The following is a 16224-nucleotide window of genomic DNA, read 5'->3' on the forward strand; positions in this document are numbered from 1 at the left end:
GATGGAGATGGGGCCGCTAAACCCAATTATGCTGGCGCTGTTTCTCGGTGCGCTGGCGCTGCTGCCGATGATGCTCATTATCTGCACCAGCTTTTTGAAAATCACCATGGTGCTGCAATTGACGCGCAACGCGATGGGCGTGCAGCAGGTACCGCCAACCATGGCGCTTAACGGCATCGCGCTGGCGGCAACGCTCTTTATTATGGCACCGGTGTTTAGCGATATGACCGACCGGCTGAAAGCGATCCCGGTCGATTTCAGCAGTATGGAGCGGCTGGAATACACCACCGCTAACGGTATCGAACCGCTGAAAACGTTTATGCGCAAAAATACCGACCCGGACATCGTTATCCATCTGCAGGAAAACGCCCAGCGTATGTGGCCAAAGAGAATGGCTGATTCGGTCACACCGGAGAATATGCTGCTTATTATCCCGGCGTTCGTACTGTCGGAACTGCAAAACGGCTTCAAAATCGGCTTTCTGATCTTTATCCCTTTTATCGTCGTGGACCTGATCGTCTCCAATATCCTGCTGGCGCTCGGGATGCAGATGGTGTCGCCGATGACCGTGTCGCTGCCGCTGAAAATCCTGCTGTTTGTGCTCATCAGCGGCTGGACGCGGCTGCTCGACGGTCTGTTCTACAGCTATTTATGAGGCCCGCATGGATATTCTGACGCTGTTTCGCCAGGGGTTACTGCTGGTGGTTATTCTCTCCGCGCCGCCGCTGCTGGTGGCAGTGATCTCCGGGGTGATCATTTCGCTGGTGCAGGCCGCGATGCAGTTGCAGGATCAAACCCTGCCGTTTTGCATCAAGCTGATGGCGGTCGGCCTGACGCTGGCGCTCACCGGGCGCTGGGTCGGTGTTGAGCTGATGGAGCTGGCGCAGGCGGCGTTTGCCATGATGTCAACGGTCGGCTCCTGATGCTGATAGGTTACCCGCTTACCGACACCTTCAATGGGATCCTCGCGCTATCCCTTGGCATGGCGCGCATCTTCCCCTGCCTGCTACTGACGCCAATTTTCTCGTTTAGCGTCATCAAAGGGATACTGCGCACCGCGATTGCCGTAGCGCTGGCGCTGTTTATCGCGCCGGGTATTAAAGAGCAGATTGATCTGCTTGAGCCGACGATGATGACGCTGGCAGGTCTGGTGCTGAAAGAGTTGTTGATAGGCACCATGCTCGGGTTGCTGCTGGCGCTGCCTTTCTGGCTCTATGAGTCTGTCGGTGCGTTATTCGATAACCAGCGCGGCGCGTTGATGGGTGGTCAGATCAACCCCCAACTGGGGCCGGATGTGACGCCGCTCGGCAAGTTAATGCAGCAGGTGCTGATATTACTGCTGGTGACCGGGCTGGGATTATCAACCATCACCCAGGTGATCTGGGACAGTTACCATCTGTGGTCCGCCACCCAGTGGATGCCGTTTCCCAAAGAGGCAGGTTTTCACGTCTGGCTGACGCTGGTGGGGAAAGTCTTCAGCGATATGGTGCTCTACGCCGGGCCGCCGGTGGCGCTGATGCTGCTGCTCGATTTTGCCATCGGGATTATGAGCCTCTATAGCCCGCAGCTCCAGGCGACGGCGCTAACGATCCCGCTGAAATGCCTGCTCGGCATGCTCTTTTTTATCCTCTATCTGCCGCTGCTGGACCATCTGGGAAATGCGCGGCTGTATGAACTGCGCGATCTTATCCATATCCTGCCGCAGATCTTCACCCCTTCCGCCGGGAGCGCGCCATGAGCGAAAAAACCGAAGACGCTACACCGCAAAAACTAAAGGAGTCGCGCAAAAAAGGCCAGGTCAGCCAGAGCCAGGATATCCCTAAGCTGCTTATCTCTATCGGCATCCTTGAGACCATTTTTGCCATGGTCGACTCGAGTATGCAGCGGTTGCAGGCAATGATGCTGCTGCCGTTATCCCGCCTACGCGACCCGTTTGATCATGCGCTGGAAGAGGTAATAAGTGACAGCGTCACCGTTATGCTGGTGCTGGTCGGTCTCGCCTGCGCCATTGCTATGCTGCTGCGCGTGGTGGGCGGCTGGGTGCAGTTCGGCCCGCTCTTCTCCAGCGAAGCGCTGGCACCGAAACTGGATGCGCTTAACCCGGTTAATCACCTGAAGAATATGTTTTCCGCCCGTCAGTTTACCCAGCTTCTGACCAGCATCGTTAAAGCGGTGGTGATAGGCCTGGTGGTATGGCAAGCGATCCTGCCGGACCTCGGCGGCCTTGCTCAGCTGGCGCTTGGCGATCTCAATGGTTTCTGGCAAGGGGTAATGGCGCTGTTTATGAAGGTGTCGCGCCGGGTGCTGATGGTAATGCTGGTGATAAGCCTCTTCGATTTTGGTATTCAGCGCTACTTCTTCCTGAAACAGCAGCGTATGAGCCATGAAGATCTGAAAAACGAGTTCAAGCAGAGCGAAGGCGATCCGCATATGAAAGGCCACCGCCGCCAGGTGGCGCAGGAGATCCTGAATGAAGAGCCGGTTCCCGCGCGCGAGATCAACGTCGAAGAAGCGGATGTGCTGCTGGTTAACCCGACCCATTTCGCCGTCGGCCTCTACTACCGCCCGGATGAAACGCCGCTGCCGCGTCTGCTGTTTAAGGCGTGTGATGAAGAGGCGCGGGCGTTGATTGAAGAAGCGCAGCGTAAAAAGAGACCGGTGATCCGCTTTATCTGGCTGACCCGCACGCTGTGGCGCACTACCCGCGAAGGTGCCTATATCCCACGCGAAACGCTAAATGCCGTGGCCCACGTCTATCGCCTGCTGCGGGAGCTGGAAGATCACTACCTGGATGAGGTGATTGAGATCCGCGAAGAGTAGTGCGCGGATCTGCGCTTATCAGGCAGCCACAATCTCTGGCAGTAACGCCCGCGCTTCCCGGGCTTGTTGCATAAAGGCGAGCATTAACGTGCTAAAGGTAGCCGGGGTTAAAGCGGCCAGCGGTTGTTGGTAGCAGAGCCGCACCTGCTCCTCTTCATCCAGCGCCAGCCAGCAGCCGCGCATCGCATGCATCTCGAAGTTGAGCTTCATTAACAACCGCCAGGTGGTGAGTTGCTCTGCAAGCTGGGGGGCGGCAAAGAGCTGGCAATGGAGCAGTAGCGTATCGCTTCCCGGCGGCAGCTCCAGCACTACCGCCTCCTGGCCCTGCTCATCCTGCAATGCGCAAACGCCATTGACCAGCGTCAGAGAGATGCCCTGGCGGCGGCCAAAATCATCCAGCAGCCCTTGTAGCTGTCGTTGCTGCGTCATCATAACCTCCTGTAAAAGTAAGATTTAACGCGGGTTACAGCCGCCCGCGCTTCTCCTGAATTTCGGCATTCGTCAACGCATCCACCAGCGCCTGGCTGGCGTGGGCGATTTCGCCCTCAAGGGTAAAGGCGAGAGGTGACAGTTGGTTTGCACCATAGTTAAAGTTAATTTTTCCGAGGTTACGGCTGACGCTGACGCTGGCGGCGCTACTGCTTCCGGCGACAAACAGCGGGATGGAGATGCCCTCTTGTTTGCTGTCGGTTTCGCTAAAAGCAATCGATTTGACCCGCAGGTAGTGCCGATCGCGCAGCAGCGCTGCGATCTCCTCCGGCTGGGTTTCATGACGCAGCCACATTTGCTGAAGCGCATAGCGCCGGTCATCGTGTAGCTCAAGGGTCACTACCGCCTGGGTGTTGCGGTTTTTTTGCAGCTCGCGGATCGCCTCTTTAAGCAGCGGCTTCTCCTCCATAAAACGGCTGATTGCCTCGGCGGCGCTCTCCGGCAGTTCGCTGGCAAACAGGCTATGCACCACATGCATCAGGTTATTGCTGTCGACTTTGCGCAGATTGTTATAAGTGCTCTGATACTCGGCACTGTTAAGCTGATGGCAGTGCAGCCCATGCGCCTGGCGTTGTAGATCCAACGCCCGGGCGCTGTTAATCACGCCGTACTGGCCATTGTTGGCAGGCGTTAGCGCCAGCAGATGGGTCAGCAGTTTATCGAGCTTATTCGCCGTGGCCTGCGGTTCATCCTGCAAAAAGGTGCTGAACGTGTCGCTCTTCTCTTTTGTCTTTGCCGCACCGTCCTCTTTGTTCAACGTCTCAAGCGTGTTGCGTTCGGTTTTAGAAAGCGGACGTAAGGTGCCGGCGTGCGCCTTGCGCGCGCTCAGGCTCGCTTTTTGCAGCGCGTTTAGCCCGGCCGAAAGCTCGCTTTTCGCTTTCTCCGGCGGTTTGTCGGCATCCTTTATCTCCTGCAACAGCTTATTGGTTTGCGGATCGTCAAAGTTGCTGCCTGCCTGCTCTATCAGCTTCTCCAGCTGGCGCGGGTGAACCGGCTCAGCCCGGGCAATATCGATGCTCATGCTGTGTTTGGTGCGGTTATCAATACTGGCCTGAATGGTGGTGCTGTTGACGCCAAATAGCGGGATGCGCAGGTTCGACGCCGGCCTGGCGGTGATGCCCACCCCGCCATTAAGGCCGACCCCGGCGCTGGCGGTGTTAAACATCCGCAGGCGATTATCGCTGCGGCCGAGCGTGCTGCCCGTCGCGCTGTGGGTGGTGGCGCGCTCACGTTGCGCATTGAGGATATTCGCCCCCAACTGCGCCATACCGCCAGCGCGCACCGTGGCGCGGTTTTTCTTGCCGTCACCGCCACCGACGGGAAAGCGCAGAGCGCCGCCAGCCATCGCCATCGCCGTGGCGTCAACATTAAAATTAAGCGTGGTGCCCTGCTTCACTTTATGGCTGACGCCCTTCTCCAGCAGCTCGCCGGGGTTGAGTTCTCCGCCGGTAAGCTGCGCGATAAAGGGCTGCAGCTCCGCTTCGCTCAGCGTAAAGCTGACGCTGTTTTGCAACTGGCGCTGCATGGCGATGGCCACCAGCCCCCCCAACCGCACCGAAGGGGCGATGCTGCGGTTGCCGCCAGGCTCCTTGCTGCTGCTCTCGGCAAGCTGGCTTAACGGGTTCCAGCCTACGGCACCAAATACCGTGCCGGTGCCGCCGCCGTTACGGCTAAAGGTGACATTAATCCCCCCATCATTCCGGGAGAAGCTGGCGCTGTAGGCGCGATCGAGGTTGCCGCGCACGCCCGGAATGCCGATCACCTCCCCGCCGGGGATCACCGACAGGGTCACCATGCCGCCATAGTTACGCCCAAAGGCAAAGTTCTCCCCCGGCTCCAGCGCTTTGAGCGTATTAAGAAGTTGCGCTGCCATCTGCTGCTGGTCGGGGGTTTTCATTACCGTGCGGGTGGTCATATTCAGGCCGTGGTGCGGCTTACTCAGCGCATTAATAAAGGATTTGATGGCGTCATAGCAGGCTTCCAGCTGGCTATTATTTAGAAAACCCTGACTGGTGGCTTTCTGCACCAGGTTTTCGCCATACTCCTCGTCACGCAAAAAACGCACCCGCTCTTTAATCGCCGCAACCTGCGCCGGGCTGGCCTGCGGGTTAGCGTTACAGTCAGCCATCTGATCCACTACCTCGTGCAGCGCGGACATCATCAGCCCATCAAGGACCAGGCGGGATTTCACCAGCCCCATCTCATCATGGGGATCGCGCATGCGCCCCATCGGCGGTTGCGCTTTCTGATGCCGGGCCACCACGCCGTGCGCCTGCAAGTGGCTGACCGGTGTGCTGCTGCCCTCGCGCAGCGGATAGCGCCGGTAGACCGCATCCAGCCGTTTCAGCAGGTTCTCATCATCACTGTAGGGGTTGAGCGCCTGGGTGGCCGCCTTGATCCGCGAGGGGCTGAAGTCCTCTTTTTCACGCCCGTCCCCGCGTAACGCGCCCATATGCTGCCCGAGCAGCGTGCCGTGGTGCTGCACGCTGTCGGCAACCGTGTCGATAAGGTTTTGCAGATGGCCGATAAACTGCCGATCAAAATGGCGGGTATCGAGCGCGGCGAGCCGCGCCGCTAAACTCTCCTGCGCCGTCGCGCCAGGGGCTGCCTGTAAGGTTTTAAGCCGCTGATAGAGCTGCGCCTGTTGCGCATAGAGCGGACGCAGCCCGTCACGCCCCTGCCAGTTATGCCGCGTGGCGTACCAGGCGGTTTTCAGGGGTCTTGGCGTCGTCAGCCGGGTATTGATCAAGTGCGCGCCAAGCCGGTCGCGCAGGCGGCTGTTGACATGGTTACCATCACGTCCGGTCATTCCGGCGATGCTGGTCTCATACTTCAGGGTCATGCCGCGAATGTTGACACTTTTCGAGGCTTCATCCAGCCGCTCCATCGCTTTTAGCGGCTCCTGCCGGGGCATGCTGACGGGCAGTGCGGTCGGGTCAAACTCACCCTGTACTTGCCAGCTCGCCTCCAGAGCGTTTGGCGGCTGATTTGCGCCCTCTTGCTGCTCGCTCGTACTTTCCTGCGGCATACCGGGCAACTGCAAAATCGCGCTGCGCCCGCCTCTGTCCGCCACCATCAGCGCGCCGCTGGAACTGTTATGCAACCGCTCTACTGGCCCGAGGTCGGGGGGCAGCGTCACCGGTTGCCAGCGCGCATCCGGGCGGCTCCCGGGGGATGCGCGCCACTCCGCTTCCGGCATCGTCCATAGCCTGCCCTGTGAGTCGAGAACATAGAGGTTACGCTTCTGATCGGTGGTGATATCGGTAAGGGTGTTGCCCTCGCCGTTCGCAGGCAACGTGGCGCGGGTGTGCGGCAGCCAGTTGGCGATCCCCGCTTTCGTCAGGGTCTGCATCATCTTATGCGCCTGCCGGGTTCCGGCCTGCGTGCGGTGATATTGCAGGATGTTGGTTTCGCTGATCGCCGCACAGTGCTCGCCATCCAGCGGCGCAATGGCACGCGCTTTATTATGCTCATCGAATCCCGGCAGCGGCAGCTCGACGCTCAGGCTGGCCTTTAACTGCCGCAGGGCGAAACGGTGGTGCGCACCGTCAATCTTGTCGCTCTTCTGGCTTATCTTAACGCGCGAAGGCAGCCCGTCACGGATCACCCAGCCGCTGCCATCCTGCGCCCGCTTGATGCTATCCGCCTTCTCCTGGCTTGCCTCCCAGCGCCCGGCGTTTTTATCCCACGCATAGAGTTTGCCTTCATGCACCAGCAGTTGCCCGGCGCGCCCAAGGTCGATGCTCTCATAGGCTAAGGGGCGCGGCTGGAGTAGACCGTCGTGATGATCCAGCACCAGGCTCTCGCTAAGATTCCAGCGCGCCGCAAACTGGCCCTGCGCATTGCGCGCGCAGAGATGTTTCTGGTCAGCACCGCTTTTCACCACCGCCATCAGCTCTCCATCCTGATGGGAGAGCAGGCTGCTGAACATCACCCCTGCGCCCAGTTGCTCCAACAGCGCAGCCTGCTTTATATCAGGCTGCATAACAATCTCGCTGTGCTCCTGCCCTTGCGGTAATGCCGCGCGCCAGAGCCCCCCTTCGCTGTCCAGCGCATAGAGATTATCGTTATGCAGCGCAACGCCGGTAGCGTGAAAAGCCTGCTTGTCGCCTTCCGCGTTCCCGGTTTTGAGGGTGATTTTCTGCTGTTGCTCCTTTTTAGCAGTGAGGGTGTTGAGCAACATTACCGACTGTTCAGCGGTTTTCTCATCGCTGAGGAGCAGTAGTGCAGAACCCTGCGCGCTGACGCAGTAGGCAGTGATTTTGCCAATTTTTGCCGACTTTTCGCCGCTGGAGAGATTATGCAGGGTCTTCTTATCGTAAATGGCATACAGCATGCCGTCAGGCTGCTTGCTTAACTTGCTATAGCTTTTCTCTTCATCTTTATCGATCTGCTCCCAGCGCATGGCGGCTTCGTTTAGCCGGTAAAGCCGCCCGTTGTGCTCGCGCAGTTGCTCTGAAACAGCCTCACCTGCCGGGCTACCGCCTGCTTCATCACCGCCGGTGATTTTGCGGTCGTGGCGAAAGATGCCGGTCATCAGCGCCTGGGTCGCCTCATCCGGTAACGCTGCAAGCCGCTGCTGAGGGGTTTGATGCTGCCAGCCGGGCACCGGACGGCTGCTGGTCAGGCCGATAAACGCCACCGGCGACCCTTGCAGCGTAAAGAGCCTGCCGCCGGGATCCTGCAGGAGATGCTGGCAATTATCGTCACTGGCCTGGTGCGCCAGCCAGCGATGCTGTGGTCGGGCGAGGGTTTCGTTGAGCAGCGCGGTAAGAGGCTCCGATGCGCTGTCGAGGACGCTTAAGCTGCCGTTATCCGTAAGCGCAAGCCGGGCAAACTGTGGTTGCAGGCCGCCTCGCCGCGTGGCCGCGCTTTCTTCCCCCGCGCGGTATGCCCGCTGTTGCTGAGTATTGCGCTGGCTCTCTTGCAGCGCGGCGTAGCGCTCCTCTTCAATGGGGGAAAGCAGATGGCGGCGGCGGGACGGCCAGGATTGCGGCTCGCGCATCGGGCGTAACGGCGGTTCGTCGGGCGCGGCTTCACTGTGGCGCCTGCTCGCTGCCACCGGTGCGCTGTTGTTAACATCCGGCGGGCAGGTGCTGTTCGACGCGCCGGGTATGGGTTGGGGGTGGCGCGTTTCCCGCAGGCGGTGGAGGCTCTGGCGCAGGTTTCCCATACGCTGGCGGGCTTCGGCTGCCTGCTGGCGCAGGGTCGGCGCGGCCTGGCTGGCCACCTCCTGATCCAGCGAGCCGCCCGCGGTCTGCTGCGGGCGGCGGGAAAACTGACGTAACGGAATAGCGTTACCGGTGCTGGCGTGCGACACAGATTGCGCCGCACGCAGGCTTCCCAGAAAAGGGAGGTGAATAGCCATGATGATCCTCGCTCAAATACGGCCCCGGCGATCGCCCGGGGTCTGAGACTGCCGAAACGCGGTTAGTTATCGACCGCTATCTGCGTGTAGTCGTTCGGGCCATTACGCAGTTGCGGTTGCCACCAGATGGTGAGCTTATGCAGATCGGACGACGGGCGGCAGCTTACGTCGTTACACCCGGCCTGTGGCCGCGCGCAGGCGCTCAGCATAAGCGCGGCGGCGGCAAGTAAGATCATTCGCAGTAACATGCTTTTTCCTTATCACTCATCAGAAGTTTTTTGCCGGTGCGCCGCCAGATGCCGAGAGCAGCGAAGCGCGCGACGGGCGTGCCGGAGCATTGCTGTCAAAGGCGACAAACACCTCCGCCGATCCTCCCGGCGGCAGTTCCCCGCGCGGCCAGACCGCCACCGCCAGCGTGCGATCGCTGCGGCAGACACTCTCATCAAACCGCTGCGTCTGACGGGTGTTATTGGTGATCACCCCAACGGTTATCTGCACGCTGCTGTTGCCATACCACTGATGGCGGCGGAAATCGCTCTGGAACGCGCCCGGAATACGGCATAAGGCCGATAGCGTCTGGCCGGTGCCGCCGCTGGTCATCCCCGTCGGCACACGGTTCAGCGCCAGGTCGCGCATCGCGCCTTCCACCATCCCGCGAATGTCGGTGTATTTATGCCGGTTGCTCACCTCATCCATCGCGTTATTAAGCTGTTCGCGCGACTCGGCAGCGATATAGCGCGAGGGATCGACCTGGTCGCCAATCAAATGCGGCGTAATAATAAACAGCCGCTCACGCTGGGAGGTTTCGTAGCGCGTGGAGGTAAAGAGCTTGCCAATCAGCGGAATGCTGCCGAGGATCGGGATGCGTCGCTCGCGATCGCCCGTCTCTTTGGAGTGGAACCCGCCCAATACCAGTGAGCGGCGCGCTTCCACCAGCGCCTGGGTGCTGACCGCAGCGTTATGGGTGCCTTGTGCGTCGCCATCGTCATCTTTATTGAGCTTGCCATCCTCCACATCAACAATGAGCTGGATAGCCGATTTTTGTGAGGTGCTGATGGCGCGTGGCGTCACCCGCAGGCTAGTCCCGGCGGTAACAGACTGAATATCTGCCACCCGCTCGCCAATGGCGCGAATAAAGGCGGTGTCGCTGAAATCAATCACCGCAGGCTGATTCTCCAGCGTCAGAATGGTTGGGTTGGCGATAATCGTTGCCGTCCCTTCCCCCTCCATCGCTTCGATACTGGCAAAAAAGCGCTGGAAATCGGTGACAAACAGCGTGCTGGCACCAGAGAGCATATTGGCGCCGCTGGCGACACTGCCGAACTGACCGCCCAGGCTGCTGGAGAAGCGCTTCAGCGCGCTGCGGTCGATATCAACAATCACCGCATCGATCTCAATCAGCTTTTGCGGGACATCAATGGAGTTAATTAACGCCTGGTAAGAGCCGCGGGTTTTCGGATCGTCTCGCACCAGCAGCAGGTTGTTACGCACATCCGCCGACACTTTCCCCGCCAGCTTGCTGACCGGCGCTTTTTTACGCCCGGAGACCGGCATGTTGCGATTAATCAGCTCATTTAAAATCGTTTGCGACTGTTCACGGGATACCTGCTCATCATCCCCCTGGCCTGATGAGGTGCCACCGGCAGAGGCGTTGCTGGCCTGGCCCAGCAGTTCATTGAGAATGGTGGCTACCCCCGGCACCAGCAGCTCCTGATCGCGATAGCGAATAGTGCGATCCGCCACGGCCGCATAGCGCAGCGGGAATGCCATCATATCTTTACTCTCCTCGGCTTGCGGTTTGCTCTCCGATTTACGGGCAAATTCAGTTATCTGGCGTACATACTCCGGCGGCCCGGTCACCAGCACCACGCCCTCATCCGGCAGTTCGCCCCAGCCGAAGCGTGGCTCCAGCAGGCCAACGCCGCGCAGCGCCTCTTTCAGATCCGGCGCCGCTTCCGGCGAAATCTCAATACGCTGGGAGGTTTGCGCGGCCTGCGGGCTGACGTAGAGCGTGTTGTTGTAGACAAACCACTGAAAGCGATACTCAAGCGCCAGGCGATTAAGAAACGCTTCCGGGCTCTCTGCGCGCAGTTTACCGGTGACATTGCTGTCGCCCAGCGTGCCAAGATTGATCTCGACACCAAAGCTGGTGGCAAAATCTTCAAGAATAATGCTAAGCGGGGTGTTATCTGCCGAATAGGCATACGCACCGTTTTTCCACTCATCCGGCACACGGGCATTGGTGATGCCCATACTCAGCACCAGCAGGGTAATGGCCGCCAGCAGGCGGCCCGGAAAAGAAAACGTAAACACGCCTGACTCCTTGCTGACAGGGGCTTAGTTAATAGCGTCGATAATCGCTTTACGGATACCAAACTTAAACTGGGTATATTGCGAACTTGCCCAGCTGGCGTTGGACATATCCTGCAGCCGGTTCTGGAAAGCATACATATCCGCAAGACTGAAGGATTCGCCCGAGATATCGCGGGCAAACTGATAGGCTTCATGATGTTTGCGAGCGGAGTTGGAAGATAACTGACGCTGGAACAGATCGTTTGAACTCATGATGTTCACTCCTCTTGTTAGGCACCACTTTTAAGTGGTGCGGCAAGCGAAGCAGTTCCACACATTTTGCTTTTTTTTATGCCTCCTCTTCTGCAGGCGCGGGCGCGAGCTGCTGGCGCAGCGTTTGCCAGTCAACCATTAGCTCGCCCGCGTCGGTGATAAGCCGCAAATGGTCTGGCGCAAGCATCGGGTCGGCGCACAACGTCCAGCTCAGCTGCGGCTGCGCGGCGAGCCAGCCGTGGATCTCCTGCTCCTGCAGGCTTGCGCAATAGAGCATCGCCTGCTGCTGACGTGGATGGTGACGCAACAGCTGTTTGAGCAGCGCATGAAAACGGCGCTCATCATCCACCTCATCAAGCAGGTGTTGCAGCGCCTCGTTGACAATCTTCCCGGCAAGTACCACCAGCTGCGCCTCTTCGGCTGCGCGCTGTTGCTGCCAGTCAGTAAGAAGTGTCTGCGCCTGCTGCCAGAACGCGGCTTCCCATTCGCGCTGGCAGGCCTCCCTTTCAGCTTGCGCCTCGGCGCGTGCCTGCTCGCGGATCGTCTGCGCCTCTTTATGAGCCAACTCAATAATGGCAGCCGCTTCAAGCCCGAGCGCAATCTCCTCGCGGCGTAGCAAATTACCTGCTGGCGCGCTACCGTCCGGCAGGCGCAGGCTTTTAAGTTTCCACATCGCGCGTCGCTTCCGAATGTTGTTGCACCTGCCAGAGCGCCGCTTCCCATAAAGGACGCAGCCGATGGAGAGGCAGTGAGAGCGCCGGTTCCACAGGCGCATCGCTTGCAGGAAAGAGCAGCCGCAGGCGCGGCCAGATGGCCGGGAATAACGCTTGCAGCAGGCAGAGGCTGTCGGCGCTGCCGCCGGCGGTGAACAACCCGGCGGGCAGCCAGCACTCGGTGCGCATCCCTTTCGCCACACGCCGTAACCAGATCTTTAACTCAGCGGGTAGCGGCATGCCCCCGGCACAAATTTCTGCCACCAAAACCAGCAGTTGCGCGCGCTGCTCGCAGCTTAAGTCGCCGATCGTCAGCACCATCGGCTCTGGTTCCACCAGTTCGCCCTGTACCCCCAGCGTGCGCTGCCAGCACGCGGCATGCTGGCGTAGATAGTGCCTCTGCAAAGGGGCAGATAAGCGGGCCAGCGGCTGGGTACGCCAGCTTTCATCGGCCTGCAACCAAAAGTCAGCGTGCCACCAGCGTAGCCAGCGCAGGGCGAGTTGCTCGTCGGGCGCAGCGCTCTGCATATCCGTCACTTCGCCTCTGCCGCCTGGCGCTTACGATTCAGTGCCTGACGAATAAATGCGTTCGCCACCAGCAACAGCAGTAGCACCCCAAAGCAGGTTGCCACTATTTTGACCATGCCGTAACGCTCCGGGGTCAGCTGAAACGGCCCCAGTTGCACCATTTCAACTCTGTCTTGCCAGGCTTTCGCCGGGACAAAGACAATCGCCAGGTCGCGGTCATCACGCCCGCCGAGCCCCGGAATACTGGTTGCCACCAGCCGGCGAATGCGCGGCTCGATACTGTCCGGGTCGAGATTTTCGTGATACTTGATAAATACCGAGGCGGAAGCGGGCTGTACCGGCTCGCCGGGAGCGATACGCTCCGGCAGTACCACATGCACCCGCGCCACCACCACGCCATCGATTTGTGACAGTGTCGCTTCTACCTCCTGCGACAGGGCATAGATATAGCGGGCGCGCTCCTCCAGCGGGCTGGAGATAACGCCGCTTTTCTGAAACACCGCGCCGAGATTGGTTCGCGCCTGATGCGGTAGCCCGGCGGCATTGAGGATATTCACCGCCCGCTCGATATCACCGCGCGCGACGCTAACGCTCACGCCCTCTTTGGAGACCTGTTTTTCCGCTTCGATTTTAAAGCGGCTCAGTTCTGCCACCACATCGTTGGCATCGTTTTCCGAAAGCCCGCTGTGCAACTGGGTCTGGTCACCGCAGCCGGTAAGCAGCAGCGTCAGCCACAGGGCGCAGAGGCATTTAATGACAGAGCCATTCATAAGCTTCACTGCAGGTTGCTGAGTTTGTCGACTGACTGAACGGTTTTGGCGATCACTTTGGCGTTCATCAGACTCTCAATGTAGTAATTGGACAGCTGCGCATTGGCGCGGGAGAAGTCTTCCGCACTGGAGGATCGCGACGCGACCCTGAGATCGTGAAAGGCATCTTTTTGCGCACGCTGGTTGCCGCTAAGGGATTGCAGAATATTGCCAACCACGCCCGGCTCCGAAGCGGCCGCCTTGCTGCTTTCAGTCGCGGCGCCATTAAGCTTTGCATTAAACCACTGAATATCTTCCGCCGACGGTGCTTCATCGTAGATGTCAACTGACGGTACCGGTTCGGAGGTAAGCGAGGGAGATTGAGAGACTTTCATCAGCAAAACTCCTGTAGGTGAGTGAGCAGGGAGTCGTCAATAACGCCTCCCTGCCGGAGTCGATTAGTACTGAATTTTGACTTGGGCTGCGGCGGATGCGGCCTGCGCATTACTTTCGGCGATGCCGTTAATGCGCTGGAACTCTACATCGCGATCCATTTTATCGGCCTGGTTTTCCTGCATTCTGTCCATCGCCTGCTGCGAACGGACCATATATTTCGCACCACTATAGGCACCGGCAACCTGAGTGTAAGCAGAGGCTGCGTTGGTGATCCCGTTGGCAAGTAAGCTAGCACCTGACATAGTAATTCCTCGCGTTAATGATGGGTTGTATTTGGGTGTTGCGTTCATTAAGTGATAAACGAAGCCACCTGGTTCCATCGCAAAGAAAAAATTTATGCAGAAGAGGCCTTCTGGCCCACCGCGAGAGGGGCGGGCGACGTGTCAGGCGGTAAGTTTTAACAGCTTCAGGCGGTGATAGAGGGTGCGCCTGGGAATACCTAACTCAAGAATAACGTCATCAATACGATTACCGTGCCGTTTCAGGCAGTCGTGGATCAGGCTGCGCTCAATGCGCCGCAGTCGCTCTTTTAATAGCCCGCGCCCCTCCTGCTTTATCTCACAGCACAGCGGTGGCAAGCCCAGCACAAAGCGTTCCGCCGCCGCTTTCAGTTCGCGGATATTCCCCGGCCAGCTATGCAGCAGCAGGGTTTCATCCAGCACGGGCGACCCCGGCGGCAGCGGCTGGTTCAGGCGCATCGCCGCTTCCTGGGTGAAGCGGCGAAACATCGGCAGGATCAGCTCCGGCCGGGACCGCACGGTTGGCGTGGCAAGTTTGATCGTGTCGAGGCGAAAGAAGAGATCGCGGCGAAAACGCCCCTGCGCCACCAGCTGCGAGAGCGGAATTTGCGAGGCGGCGACCACGCGCAGATCGAGTTCAATACTTTTGGTGCTGCCGAGTCGCTCCACCGCGCGGTTTTCCAGTACCCGCAGCAGCTTGGCCTGCACCGTGAGCGGCATACTGTCTATTTCATCCAGAAACAGCACGCCATGATTGGCGCTCTCAATATAGCCCGCGCGGGAAGTGCTGGCGCCGGTAAACGCCCCGGCCATCACCCCGAACAGCTCGCTTTCGGCCAGTGTCTCCGGGATGGCCGCACAGTTAACCGGCACCATCGGGCCGCGACAGCCGGAAAGTTGATACAACCGCCGGGCCAGTGCATCTTTCCCGGTGCCCGTTTCCCCCTCGATTAGGACATCAATTTTTAACGGTGCAATCGTATTTAAAATCTTATACAGATGGGTATGGATATCGGTCACAGGTTCCGGATAACCCGCCGCCGCGCGTGGGCGGGAGTCAACCTGGCGTAAAACGTTATCCTCACTCCCCTCATCTGCAGTCCCCTGGATTAACTCTGTCCTGGTAAGACGAACCATACATTCTCCATTAGCTTCACGTAAGCGCGCCTTGCACGGGACGCGCGGGTAATTCAGCGCTTGTGGATTTTTTGGAAGTTGAGCCTGATGTAAAGAATTACAAATTTACAGCGGCCTCACTCTCACTCAATCAGGTAATCCTCGCTATCAGTCCAGGATTATTATTTCGTAGGGATAGCCGCTCAGCAGGTAGGGATTTCCTTACCTGATTTAAAAAAAGAGATTTAAAAACAATAAATTGAGTACCAAACGGCTGCGGCGATAAGTTTTAAAACTCGGAATACGCATCACAAACAGAGATTTTTAAGCGGAACTACCCTGGAACAATCGCCACTCACAGTGCGAGGCAGCATCAGCCCGAAAGGTAAAATTGTGCAAACAGCATGAATTAGGTTTGCAAAATGTTACCGCTTCGGCTGCTGCCCAACCAATCGCTGACTTATTAACTCTGAGGAACACATTTATGAAGATTCCAGGATTTGGTGGTGGAGCAACAAACGCAAACAGAGCCGATTTCCCGCCGGCGAATATGCCAGGCAAACCGGGGGGCACGCCGTCAGGCAAACCAGACCTCCCCGATCAGCCAGGCAAATCCTCGCCTTTGTCTTTCCTCAATAATTCGAAAATGGGCCCGCTCTCTTTTGCCAGTAACGCCTTTGGCGGCCTGAGCACGCTCGCGTCGCTGACCGGGCTTGGCGGCCTCGGCGGAAGCCAAAGCAACGGTCAGTCAAACGGTGCAAACGCGCCTGCGAGCGGCAGCAACTCCCTGCCGGGCGGCGGCTTAATGCAGCAGCTTATGATGCTGCTAGGCCTGCAACAGCTGTTGGGCGGCGGTAATAAGGCGCAGCAGCCGGAACAGCCAACTACCCCGGCCCCGTCTCAGGGTGCGAATAAGAGCAGTAACCCGCTTGAGCAGCTGATGCAGATGCTCCAGCAACTGCTGCAGCAGATGATGGGTCTCGATAAGGGCAAGGGGGCAGACAGCGGCGAACAGAGCGGCAACGCACCGCAGGCTCCTGCTCAGGGAGCGGCTGACGGTGGCGGTCAACAGGGTGGGATGATGCAAAATCTGCTGTCGCTGTTGGGGCTGACGTCACTGTTGCAGGGGCTTTTGGGCGGCGGTCAGGAGCAATCTTCCCAGAAAAATACGCAGCTCTAAT

The 16224-nt window shown here is 58.8% G+C and carries 16 protein-coding genes; 5 read left to right on the top strand and 11 right to left on the bottom strand.

The window, feature by feature from the left end:
- Nucleotide 1: 1 nt before the first annotated feature.
- Genes sctR through sctU form a run of 4 tightly spaced genes read left to right on the top strand, consistent with a single transcriptional unit; the run spans nucleotide 2 to nucleotide 2820 of the window.
- Nucleotides 2-655, top strand: a complete 654-nt coding sequence (gene sctR / locus SOM48_RS19570; protein WP_076769954.1) for a type III secretion system export apparatus subunit SctR — start codon at nucleotides 2-4, stop codon at nucleotides 653-655.
- 7 nt (nucleotides 656-662) lie between these two features.
- Nucleotides 663-923 (top strand): type III secretion system export apparatus subunit SctS, encoded by a 261-nt coding sequence (gene sctS, locus SOM48_RS19575; RefSeq protein WP_023478855.1) that lies wholly within the window; start codon nucleotides 663-665, stop codon nucleotides 921-923.
- Nucleotides 923-1738 (top strand): type III secretion system export apparatus subunit SctT, encoded by an 816-nt coding sequence (gene sctT, locus SOM48_RS19580; protein WP_139966211.1) that lies wholly within the window; start codon nucleotides 923-925, stop codon nucleotides 1736-1738. Before sctS ends, sctT begins: the two co-directional genes overlap by 1 nt.
- Nucleotides 1735-2820: a type III secretion system export apparatus subunit SctU gene (sctU, locus tag SOM48_RS19585; protein ID WP_124968167.1), complete on the top strand. Its 1086-nt coding sequence runs from the start codon at nucleotides 1735-1737 to the stop codon at nucleotides 2818-2820. The genes sctT and sctU overlap by 4 nt, the downstream gene beginning before the upstream one ends.
- 18 nt (nucleotides 2821-2838) lie before the next feature.
- Here sctU and SOM48_RS19590 read toward each other — a convergent pair whose 3' ends face one another.
- The 11 genes from SOM48_RS19590 to SOM48_RS19640 all read right to left on the bottom strand — a co-directional run bounded on the left by SOM48_RS19590 (nucleotide 2839) and on the right by SOM48_RS19640 (nucleotide 15064).
- Nucleotides 2839-3252 carry a type III secretion system chaperone gene (locus tag SOM48_RS19590; RefSeq protein ID WP_320512839.1) on the bottom strand — a complete coding sequence of 138 codons (414 nt, stop codon included), beginning with the start codon at nucleotides 3250-3252 and terminating at the stop codon, nucleotides 2839-2841.
- 31 nt (nucleotides 3253-3283) lie between these two features.
- Nucleotides 3284-8677, bottom strand: a complete 5394-nt coding sequence (locus SOM48_RS19595) for an AvrE-family type 3 secretion system effector (protein ID WP_320512840.1) — start codon at nucleotides 8675-8677, stop codon at nucleotides 3284-3286.
- 62 nt (nucleotides 8678-8739) lie between these two features.
- Entirely contained in the window at nucleotides 8740-8925 is a 186-nt protein-coding gene (gene hrpT / locus SOM48_RS19600; protein WP_023478744.1) for an HrpT family type III secretion system protein, read from the bottom strand.
- Between the two features lie 19 nt (nucleotides 8926-8944).
- Nucleotides 8945-10990: a type III secretion system outer membrane ring subunit SctC gene (sctC, locus tag SOM48_RS19605; protein ID WP_128482828.1), complete on the bottom strand. Its 2046-nt coding sequence runs from the start codon at nucleotides 10988-10990 to the stop codon at nucleotides 8945-8947.
- 24 nt (nucleotides 10991-11014) lie between these two features.
- The gene (locus SOM48_RS19610) at nucleotides 11015-11242 is read right to left on the bottom strand and encodes a hrpF family protein (RefSeq protein WP_023478821.1); all 228 of its coding nucleotides are present in this window, start codon (nucleotides 11240-11242) and stop codon (nucleotides 11015-11017) included.
- Between the two features lie 76 nt (nucleotides 11243-11318).
- Complete coding sequence (gene sctL / locus SOM48_RS19615) at nucleotides 11319-11915, bottom strand: type III secretion system stator protein SctL (RefSeq protein WP_139567554.1); 597 nt, start codon at nucleotides 11913-11915, stop codon at nucleotides 11319-11321.
- Nucleotides 11902-12483 carry a serine kinase gene (locus tag SOM48_RS19620; RefSeq protein WP_320512841.1) on the bottom strand — a complete coding sequence of 194 codons (582 nt, stop codon included), beginning with the start codon at nucleotides 12481-12483 and terminating at the stop codon, nucleotides 11902-11904. The genes sctL and SOM48_RS19620 overlap by 14 nt, the downstream gene beginning before the upstream one ends.
- 5 nt (nucleotides 12484-12488) lie before the next feature.
- Complete coding sequence (sctJ, locus tag SOM48_RS19625) at nucleotides 12489-13253, bottom strand: type III secretion system inner membrane ring lipoprotein SctJ (protein ID WP_139966199.1); 765 nt, start codon at nucleotides 13251-13253, stop codon at nucleotides 12489-12491.
- Nucleotides 13254-13258: 5 nt separating this feature from the next.
- Nucleotides 13259-13627, bottom strand: a complete 369-nt coding sequence (locus tag SOM48_RS19630) for an EscI/YscI/HrpB family type III secretion system inner rod protein (protein WP_320512842.1) — start codon at nucleotides 13625-13627, stop codon at nucleotides 13259-13261.
- A 63-nt stretch (nucleotides 13628-13690) separates the two neighbouring features.
- On the bottom strand, nucleotides 13691-13930 hold the full coding sequence (locus SOM48_RS19635) for a hypothetical protein (protein ID WP_023478588.1): 240 nt from the start codon (nucleotides 13928-13930) through the stop codon (nucleotides 13691-13693).
- 141 nt (nucleotides 13931-14071) lie between these two features.
- A complete protein-coding gene (locus tag SOM48_RS19640) occupies nucleotides 14072-15064 on the bottom strand; it encodes a sigma 54-interacting transcriptional regulator (RefSeq protein WP_042711762.1) in 993 nt (330 codons plus the stop codon).
- 463 nt (nucleotides 15065-15527) lie between these two features.
- Here SOM48_RS19640 and SOM48_RS19645 point away from each other — a divergent pair, with 463 nt between their 5' ends.
- The gene (locus SOM48_RS19645; RefSeq protein ID WP_076769959.1) at nucleotides 15528-16223 is read left to right on the top strand and encodes a hypothetical protein; all 696 of its coding nucleotides are present in this window, start codon (nucleotides 15528-15530) and stop codon (nucleotides 16221-16223) included.
- Nucleotide 16224 lies beyond the last annotated feature (1 nt).

This window comes from Kosakonia sp. CFBP8986, assembly GCF_034044935.1.
GTDB lineage: Bacteria > Pseudomonadota > Gammaproteobacteria > Enterobacterales > Enterobacteriaceae > Kosakonia > Kosakonia cowanii.